Raw genomic sequence first — 8753 nt, 5'->3', positions numbered from 1 at the left:
CATCTCTTTATTATGTAATTTTTCTGCCCAGTATAGTCCGTCTTTCATAGCCAACTCCTCTTACACTTTTTTATTTATTATCACAGATTATTTCTTATAATACTAGCAAGTCAGCAGACAGTGTATTTTAATAATTTAAAAAGCCCGATGAACAGGCACTAAAAACTTGCTCATCAGACTTTTCCTTATTTCTATATTAAAATTTTTTCAAAACATCTTGCTCTGGGACATGGGTATAAGAACAATCACGTTCTTCAACAAAAATACTGTACGAATGATACGCTTTGTTAGAAGAATGGGCAAAATCTGTAAGCTCAATAACACCAGTTAGAATGCTGTCTGCGACTCTGAATTGTACACTATCGTTCAACGCAAATTTTGAAGGAGGTAAATGTCCCATAGCTCACACATCCAATCTTTTTTATTTTCAGTTTATCAACTCTTTTGAGTTAATTTTATATTTTACCGAAAATTATTGGGAAATCAAGGAAAATGAATTTAATTAAGATAAAGACTGCCTTTTTTTAACCTTATCTAACCCTTGATTCGTTCCGCCAAAGCTTCTTTTCCTGAAGAATTCATCACCAGATACGGTGTAAGTAAACAGATCCCAACCATTAAGAGTAAGGATATCCCGATTTCCATCATCGGCAAACTAAAGCTTGCGTAGGTTGCTGATTTTTGAACGATAGAAAATAGTACGTACGTAACACCTAATCCAAAAGTCAGCACTAATCCTATAACAATCAAGGCGTAATACCCACCTTCGATCATCAATACAGTATTCGTCTGTTTTCTTGTCATGCCAATACTCTCTAATGTAGCCAATTCTTTTTTTCTTGCAAGAATACTAGTAGTAATGATATTGACAAAGTTTAGCAATCCAATCAAAGCAAGAATTAAAGCTAGGGTATTACCCATCATTCTCATTGTGCTGATTTCACTAATAGCCCGATTCTTCATTTCAGTTTTTGTTACGATTTTATAAACCGACTGTTCGTCGATGAAACTTTGAAACTGAGCTGAAACGGTTTCAGCTTTATCCTTTTCAAGATTGAAGTAGGCATTCCAAATGCCCGCATTAGGTGCAATTTCATCTAAATAATTCTTTGAAATGAATATTGGCGGTGCGCCACCCGTTTGAACCTCCAAATAATTGTTAGGAATAAAGCCGTCGATCTCTACTTGATGTGCCTGTTTATCACTAGTTGAAAACTGTATAGCTGACATATCCCTGAAGTCCTCTGGATGGTCTGACTGAATATAGGCGGTCTCTCCTGCATCAAAAGCTTTTTTGTCAAATGAATTCTTTTTATCTGCTGGTAATAATTTTTCTAATTCCGCAGAATCAATACTGATGACTTCTCCTCTAAAATCGTCCGGTTGGATCTTCTTCTGATCAATCTTACCGTATTTAAAATATTGATTATAAGAACGGATATAATCGGAAAATTTCTGTTTGTCATAGGCTACTTGAATTGGTTCTGAATAATAAATACGTGTATCGGAGATAGCATCATTTGCCGCTAGTTGATTTAATTGTTGACTAACTTGCTGCTTTTCTAATCTTTTAGTAGCAGAAAGCGTATTATCCGAACTGGAATAGCTGGGACTGATCATGATATCATAATCCATTTCACTTAATACGAATTTTTCAAAATCCATACTTTTAACGATCGAATTTACTGCAACAAAGGAAGTAATTCCGAGAGTCATAGAAACAATTACGATCAGAGCGCGTTTTTTATCTCGAAAAATATTTCGCCAAGCCATCAAATATAATTTCCCCCCATTGCGCGAGCGGACATTGTGCTTTTTCACTTTTGATTCAGTGAAATTGATAGCTAAAACCGGCGAAACCTTCGCTGCATAATTTGCAGGCTTAATGGAACTTAGCAGCATCACCAGCAGAGAAAACAAACAAGCACCTACGTAAATCAATGGCTTTGTTGAGACTACCACTGCTTCTGAAAAATTAGTCGCTTTCATAACAAATGGAATAAAAACTTGAGAAATGCTGAAACCAACGACCAGTCCTAAAGGAATTCCAATAGCTGATAATAGTAATGATTGATTAAAAATAATTTTCTTCAATTGTCTTTTGGTTGTTCCAAGTGCTTTTAATAATCCATAAAAACGAATATCATTAGCGATCGAAATATAAAGAACATTGTAAATCAGCAATCCACCTGAAATTAGTATGATTGCCAAAAACATTCCAACTCCAATAATTGTTGACATCGAACTTTCTGAACTTTCTCTTAGCGTTGGTTTGATCTCCTGCGTTTCAGTCAGCTTTAATTTTTTCGCTAATGTTTTATTTTTTTGCGAAAGATTTTTATTGTCTTTGTACTTGATCGAATATATTTTATTATTCTCAAGACTGCTGTATTCTTTAGCAAATTGATCCGAAACCAATACATAGCTGAAGTCTACTACTCGAGCAATCACGAATTCTTTATAATAGCCTGATAAAACAAATTCCTTTTGATAGCTTTTTCCATCGATGAAACAAGGCAATAAAATTTTCTGACCTATCTTAGGTTGTGAGATTCCTAGTTCTTTTAGAGCTGCGATTGGAGCCATCAGTTCATTTTCTTTTACTGGAAACTTCCCAGTAAAGTCATTGATTGCTTCTTTTCTTAACCCTGTCCATTCATCCTTGCTATACCAATGTAAAGCCATTTGAACTTTTTTATTTTTCAACCGTTGACTATCAACTGCACCAATTGTTTGTTGTTCACCGACGACTTCAATCGAAGAGTCTTTTTTTAAAATGTTGACTTGTTTATTTGTTAAATCGTTTAAATTCGCATCCGCAATTGTTCCAACTCTTTGAATTGTCTGTTTGTTGTTCGCTTCGATAAAACTCATACCTAGCCCAATAACTGAAGAAATCAATAAAGTTGTTAAGGCAAGTGCTATTACAACAAAAATGTTTCGTCTGCGATTGTTTTTAAAACTGTTCATCCATAAATTACGGATTGCTTTTCGTTGTTCTCTCATGACCAATCACCGCCAGTAACTCGCACATCATAAAGTTTTCCATCCTCAATTCGAATGACCCGATCAGCAAGTTGAGCGATTTGATCATTATGAGTAATCATGATGACTGTCTGATTGAATTTTTTCGCTGATTGTTTTAATAGTCCTAGAACATCCTGACTGCTTTTACTGTCTAAGTTTCCCGTAGGCTCGTCGGCTAAAATAATAGCTGGTTTTGCTGCTAGCGCCCGTGCAATCGCTACTCGTTGCTGTTGACCTCCCGATAGCATGGAAGGCAATCTGTTTTCTCTTCCTTTTAACCCTAAAGTATTTATTACTTCCTTGACGAATGTTTCGTCTACAACATTTCCATCTAACTGGATAGGTAAAACGATGTTCTCATAAACACTCAAAATCGGAACTAAATTGTATTGTTGGAAAACAAAACCAACATTTCTACGTCTGAAAATCGTCAATTCTTCTTCAGTTAGATTTTCAAGCTGCTTTCCAGAAACTTCGATTGTGCCTGAAGTTGGTCGATCCAAACCGCCTAACAGGTTCAACAATGTACTCTTTCCTGAACCGGAAGTCCCAACAATCGTTACAAATTCTTTATCCTCGATTGTTAAATTGACCTCATCTACCGCATGAACTTGATTTTCTCCTTCACCATAAGTTTTTGTTAGATGATTCGTTTTTACTATTTTCATACCAACAACCTCCTTCGTTATATTTACAATATAGCAGGAGAGACTTACAGGAAAATGTCAGTCAAACACAATAATTCTGTCAGTTCTGTAAGAATAGACAGATAGTAGTTTCCTCCGCTCGTGATTCTGCCAGCACATACCCACCTTGCGCTTCACAGATCAATCTCGTCAAATAAAGTCCGATACCAAAACCTTCAATGGTATTCCGATATTCCGAGCCGCGATAATACTTAGAAAAAATATTTGGCAATTCTTCTCTTGGAATCGTTTTTCCATGATTTTTGATTGTAATTCTCGTATAAGAAATCAATCGATCAACAATGATTTCGATTTTTGAATCTTCATATGCATATTTCAGTGCATTTTCTAAGACATTCCCAATTGCTTCACTTGTCCATCTGATATCATGAGCTAACTCCGAGTCTACACCCTTCACCTCGAAACGATTTCGTGTATTCATTTTTTCATCACTTTTGAGAATAGCTTGATCAATAGTCATGCGAATCGGTTGAACCACTGTAGTTAATTTCATCGACTCGGTTTCAAATTTTGACATATACAAAAATTCTTCTACGAGCCAACTTAATCGTTGGGAATCAAAAGTTAAGCGAGTCAAAAATTCCTGCAACTCGCTTTTAGAAAGATGTTCATTTTGCATCAATTCAGTAAACATTACCATGCTAGTAATCGGTGTTCGCATCTGATGAGCTGCGTCGACCATCAATTCTTGAACACGACTCTTTTCACGAGCAGCGGCTTCTTGATATAGTTGGTTTGTTTCCGCAATTCTCAATACCTTAAAAATCAATTTACTCTTTTGGCCTTCTTGGTAAGAAGAGACACCTTCAGGGAAATCGCCTTTGATCACTGAGTCTAAAACTTCTTCAATAGTTGATAATTCTGTTTCATGTTGTTTTCTAGTCTGAAAGAAAAAGAGTAAGACAACCGCTGTGAAAAATAGAACTGTTAAGCTGTATATTAACAAAAATCACTCACCTCTTTTCCAAAGATATCCAATCCCTCGGATAGTCTCAATGTACTGTGGATTTTTAGGATCTGCCTCGATTTTCAGCCGAATCCTGCGAATATTTACCGACAGGACATTTTCATCAACAAATTTCCCTTGATCGTCCCACAATGCTTCAAGCAATAATTCCTTTTCTAATACAATGCCTACGTTTTTCATCAAGTAATTGATCAAACGAAACTCTGTCGTACTCAAGGGGATTTCCACATCATTTTTGAATAAACGATGGCTGTCCAAATTTAAAACAAAAGGCTGCAATACGATTTTTTTGGTCCGATCCTCTTGCTTTTTAAAGAGTAACGCTACTTTTGCCTTCAAAATTGCTAAAGAGAATGGCTTAGTTAAATAATCATCTCCGCCTATTGACAATCCAGTCAAAATATCCGACTCTAAGTCATGCGCTGTCAGGAAAAAAATCGGTACAGTTGAAACTTGTCGTATTTCTTGGCACAACTCAAAGCCATTTCCATCAGGAAGTGTCACATCTAAAATAATCAAATCTGGAGATGTCTCTTGAATCAATCCAAGAGCCCCTTTAACCCCACCATTTACAAAAACTTCGTAGTCCTCTTGCTCCAAATAAAACGAAATTCCCCTGCGCAGATTTTCGTCGTCCTCAATCAAAATAATTTTCTTTTTCATTTTCTTATCCTCGTCATTTGTCATTATGTTTTTTATTATCCTGTTTATCATTCTAATTATCAATGATGGATCAGAAAAAAAGCAAAGTCGTTTGACTTTGCTTAGTTGCTTACTTCTTTAGTTTTTAATCGACAATCGTTGATGAGCGATGACTGTCTTGAGTATTGATGATTGCCTGAGCGTATTGCTTAACAAAATCAGCAAGCTTTACTGTCCCGACTGTCGTATTACTTTCGTTAAGGGCAGCGTAAATATTTTTACCACTTTTTTGGTATTGATTTGTTTTTAAGAATGCATCGATAATGGTTTCAGGAACTTGATTAGCCATCATTCCTTGTTTCATTTGTTCATCAGTGATCTCCACAAAATGCAGGTCTGGCATACCCGCCGCTTCAGCAAGTTTGCCAATAAAATCTTTCATTGAAAATGTATCACTGACCGCATAGTGAATGGTTACTCCTTTTGGTACTTCCTCGATTAGGGGTAAAGCGACATTGGCGATATCGCTGGGAGCAACATATTTTTGTACAGTATCTTCTGGAATATTTGAGTAAATGGCATGTTCGTTTTTAATAGTAGCTAGATTACTGTATAAATTATTGTAAAAACCAACTGGACGGACAAATGCAATATCGACATCAGTCATTTTTTTAAGCTCTGTTTCAAGATATTGATAAGCGTGTAATGAGCCTGCTTCCGGACCTGCCTCTGCTCCAACACTGCTTAATTGAACAACTTTATGCACACCTGCATTCGTGATTGCCTCTCTAAAAATTTCTCCTTGCTTTTTCATTTCTAGATTTAAGTCGAGTCCGGCACCAGTTCCAGAAATCATTAAGTAAACAACATCTTTATCAGTAAATACTTTTGTCAAAAAATCTGGATCAGCCATCGTACCAACTTCAGCCGTTGCACCTAACTCTTCTATTTGAGGAACACGTTCTGTACTAGAGGTAATAACTGTGACATCATGACCTTCCTCAATCAATTTGGGAATCATCAAGCTATTTACATTTCCTAGGGAACCTAACATTGCGATTTTCATAATAAGAAACCTTCTTTCGTTTTTAAAAGATAGAACTATCTTTAAAGGAAATTATAAAAGATAGTTCTATCTTTGTCAATCTTGATAAACTAAAAAATTAGTTTTATACTCAGACTATGAAGAAGAAGGATAATACAAAAATCACAAAAATTTTAGATGCTACTGTTCAAATTATTTTGCATGAAGGCGCCGCGGCTGTGTCTACTGTAAAAGTAGCCAAAATCGTAGGAATTGCACAGTCTAATGTTTATCTGTACTTTAAAAATAAGAATGACTTGCTCTTAAGTGCCTACAATCGTGAGCTTGAACAGATAAAAGCAATGGGTCGCTTGGAAACATTGAACGATTCAAATATACCAGTCAAAATAAGGATCGATAACTATATTAGTTCCGTGTTTGATTATGCTATTCAGCATCCCGATGGCCTGACTTTGATTGAACAAATTAAAATGTTGAACATCTCTGAAGACAGTCTCTATGAAAACAATACAATCGTAATTAATCTGCTAAACGAAGCAATCAGCGTTGGCTATTTAAAAAATTTACCCGTAAACTTGCATATGACTACTGTCTTTAATGTTTTACATCGTCATGCACTGAATATTAAGGAAGGTCTGTACGATCAACAAAAGTATACTTATGATGCTGTCGCGCAAATGGTCTTAGATGCGTTGAAAGCCTAAAAAAGAGAAGAACCCACAATTTTGTGTGGGTTCTTCTCTTTTTATACATATTTTTTTTGGAAAAATCTTTCCAAACGAGACTGAATGTGTCCGATCCCGATACAAAGCAGCCAATAAATCAATGCAACTAAAATATACATGGAAAGATAATCAAAGGTTCGGCCGCCAATGATTTTAGCTTTTTGGAAAATATCCGGGACCGTGATCATTGCCGCCAGCGATGTTCCTTTGACAAGGTCCATCGCCACATTGCTCAATGCTGGGATCGAGATTCGTGCCGCCTGTGGCAGAATAATGTACCACATTGTTGGAAAGAAACGATTCCCCAACGCATACGCGGCGTCCCATTGTCCCGCATTAACCCCCGCGATTGACCCGCGGTAAATTTCGCCAATAAATGCACTGCTGGTCAAGCTGAAACAAATGACTGCTGCCACTACTGCATTCAATTGGTAGGGCAAACCGAAATATAGTAAAAACAATAAAACTAGTGCCGGTGTTCCTCGTAAAAAAGATAAATAGAACTTAACAAAAAGTCTTATTGGCCTCCACGAGAAAAATCCAAGAACGGTCATTAGAATACCCAGCAAATTACCAAATAGAAAAGCTGTGAGGCTAATCCCTAATGTATAGCCTAATCCGCTCAAGAGAAATGGAATTGACTTCACCATTAAAGATAGATCGATCGTTGGAATATACATTAATCTGCCGAAACCTTCTCGCTCACTTCTTGTTTTGGTTTCACGGAAACATCTGTACCAAAATATTGTTCAGCGATTTTCTTTAGCGTCCCATCTTTTTTTAGGTCGGCCAAGGCATCATCTATTTTAGTTTTTAAGGTTTGATTTTCTTTATCGAACAGAAAACCGGTTGAATTCGCATTGAAATAGACATCTTCTAAAATTTTGACAGGAATATCTGGTAAAGCCGCAACCGACATCTTTTGTAAATAATAGTCATTTAAAATTACGTCTGTTCGACCGTTTGCTACATCAGTCAAATATTGATCATTTGTAGCATTGTCGTATGTCACTGCTTTTGCCCCATATTTTTCAGCGATCTTCATATAGCTGGTATTCGGTTCACCGGCTGCCTTTTTATCTTTTAAATCTTTTAAAGAATGAATACCAGAATCATCGCTTTTTCTTACAATCATACTATCAAAGGAATACTTGATTGGTGAAGACAACGAAAATTTCTTTGCCCGTTCTCCTGATAAACCAAAATCGTTTGCCGCAAAATCTGCTTCGCCGCGCTTAACAGCTGTCACTTGACCATCAACGTTGTACTCTTTGAACTTTATTTTTAGATCTAATTTTTTGGCTACAGCTTTTGCGACATCCACATCATAACCAATCAGTTTATTTTCATCATTGTAATAAGAAGAAGGAAAAAGTGTTCCTGAAGTTGCTACTACTAACTCTTTCTTTTCCTCAACTTTCTTCCAACTATCATCTTCACTAGATTGTTCACTGCCGCATGCAGTCAGAACCACCCCTGCTATAACCAAGCTTAACCCTACCAACCATTTTTTCAACAATATCATCTCCCTTTTGATTTTAGTAAATTCTAAATGATGATTTATTTATAGCATATAAAAAACATAAACCTATAGAAACTTGCTTATGAAAAACAGCTAATAATACAGTTTTAATTTGAAT

Annotated in this window: 9 protein-coding genes; 1 reads left to right on the top strand and 8 read right to left on the bottom strand. The window is 36.2% G+C overall.

The genetic code is table 11. The features are described 5' to 3' along the window. Nucleotides 1-196: 196 nt before the first annotated feature. From A5875_RS02855 to A5875_RS02830, 6 genes are all read right to left on the bottom strand, one after another. Nucleotides 197-400 carry a hypothetical protein gene (locus tag A5875_RS02855; RefSeq protein WP_088932202.1) on the bottom strand — a complete coding sequence of 68 codons (204 nt, stop codon included), beginning with the start codon at nt 398-400 and terminating at the stop codon, nt 197-199. Nucleotides 401-534: 134 nt separating this feature from the next. Then, nucleotides 535-3006, bottom strand: a complete 2472-nt coding sequence (locus tag A5875_RS02850; RefSeq protein WP_088932201.1) for an ABC transporter permease — start codon at nt 3004-3006, stop codon at nt 535-537. Then, nucleotides 3003-3695 (bottom strand): ABC transporter ATP-binding protein, encoded by a 693-nt coding sequence (locus tag A5875_RS02845; RefSeq protein WP_088932200.1) that lies wholly within the window; start codon nt 3693-3695, stop codon nt 3003-3005. The genes A5875_RS02850 and A5875_RS02845 overlap by 4 nt, the downstream gene beginning before the upstream one ends. 79 nt (nt 3696-3774) lie before the next feature. Then, a complete protein-coding gene (locus A5875_RS02840) occupies nt 3775-4680 on the bottom strand; it encodes a sensor histidine kinase (protein ID WP_088932199.1) in 906 nt (301 codons plus the stop codon). A gap of 3 nt (nt 4681-4683) precedes the next feature. Then, nucleotides 4684-5364: a response regulator transcription factor gene (locus A5875_RS02835; protein ID WP_088932198.1), complete on the bottom strand. Its 681-nt coding sequence runs from the start codon at nt 5362-5364 to the stop codon at nt 4684-4686. A gap of 124 nt (nt 5365-5488) precedes the next feature. Then, the gene (locus tag A5875_RS02830) at nt 5489-6409 is read right to left on the bottom strand and encodes an SDR family oxidoreductase (protein ID WP_088932197.1); all 921 of its coding nucleotides are present in this window, start codon (nt 6407-6409) and stop codon (nt 5489-5491) included. A gap of 116 nt (nt 6410-6525) precedes the next feature. Between A5875_RS02830 and A5875_RS02825 the strand changes: the two genes are divergently transcribed. Next, nucleotides 6526-7092 carry a TetR/AcrR family transcriptional regulator gene (locus A5875_RS02825; protein WP_088932196.1) on the top strand — a complete coding sequence of 189 codons (567 nt, stop codon included), beginning with the start codon at nt 6526-6528 and terminating at the stop codon, nt 7090-7092. A 41-nt stretch (nt 7093-7133) separates the two neighbouring features. Here the strand turns inward: A5875_RS02825 and A5875_RS02820 are convergent, their stop codons facing one another. Next, nucleotides 7134-7793, bottom strand: coding sequence for an amino acid ABC transporter permease (locus A5875_RS02820; RefSeq protein WP_088932195.1), 660 nt, complete (start codon nt 7791-7793; stop codon nt 7134-7136). Next, nucleotides 7793-8629: a transporter substrate-binding domain-containing protein gene (locus A5875_RS02815; RefSeq protein WP_088932194.1), complete on the bottom strand. Its 837-nt coding sequence runs from the start codon at nt 8627-8629 to the stop codon at nt 7793-7795. Before A5875_RS02815 ends, A5875_RS02820 begins: the two co-directional genes overlap by 1 nt. Nucleotides 8630-8753 lie beyond the last annotated feature (124 nt).

Origin of the sequence: Enterococcus sp. 3H8_DIV0648, from assembly GCF_002140655.1 — a bacterium.
In the GTDB taxonomy this organism is placed as follows: Bacteria; Bacillota; Bacilli; order Lactobacillales; family Enterococcaceae; genus Enterococcus_A; species Enterococcus_A hulanensis.
The sequence above is the reverse complement of the archived record's forward strand: the minus strand, read 5'-3'. Positions and strand labels throughout refer to the sequence as shown.

Coding starts and splice junctions, on each gene's coding strand:
- A5875_RS02855 (WP_088932202.1), bottom strand. CDS start 400: ATGGGACATTTACCTCCTTCAAAATTTGCGTTGAACGATAGTGTACAA.
- A5875_RS02850 (WP_088932201.1), bottom strand. CDS start 3,006: ATGAGAGAACAACGAAAAGCAATCCGTAATTTATGGATGAACAGTTTT.
- A5875_RS02820 (WP_088932195.1), bottom strand. CDS start 7,793: ATGTATATTCCAACGATCGATCTATCTTTAATGGTGAAGTCAATTCCA.
- A5875_RS02835 (WP_088932198.1), bottom strand. CDS start 5,364: ATGAAAAAGAAAATTATTTTGATTGAGGACGACGAAAATCTGCGCAGG.
- A5875_RS02845 (WP_088932200.1), bottom strand. CDS start 3,695: ATGAAAATAGTAAAAACGAATCATCTAACAAAAACTTATGGTGAAGGA.
- A5875_RS02825 (WP_088932196.1), top strand. CDS start 6,526: ATGAAGAAGAAGGATAATACAAAAATCACAAAAATTTTAGATGCTACT.
- A5875_RS02830 (WP_088932197.1), bottom strand. CDS start 6,409: ATGAAAATCGCAATGTTAGGTTCCCTAGGAAATGTAAATAGCTTGATG.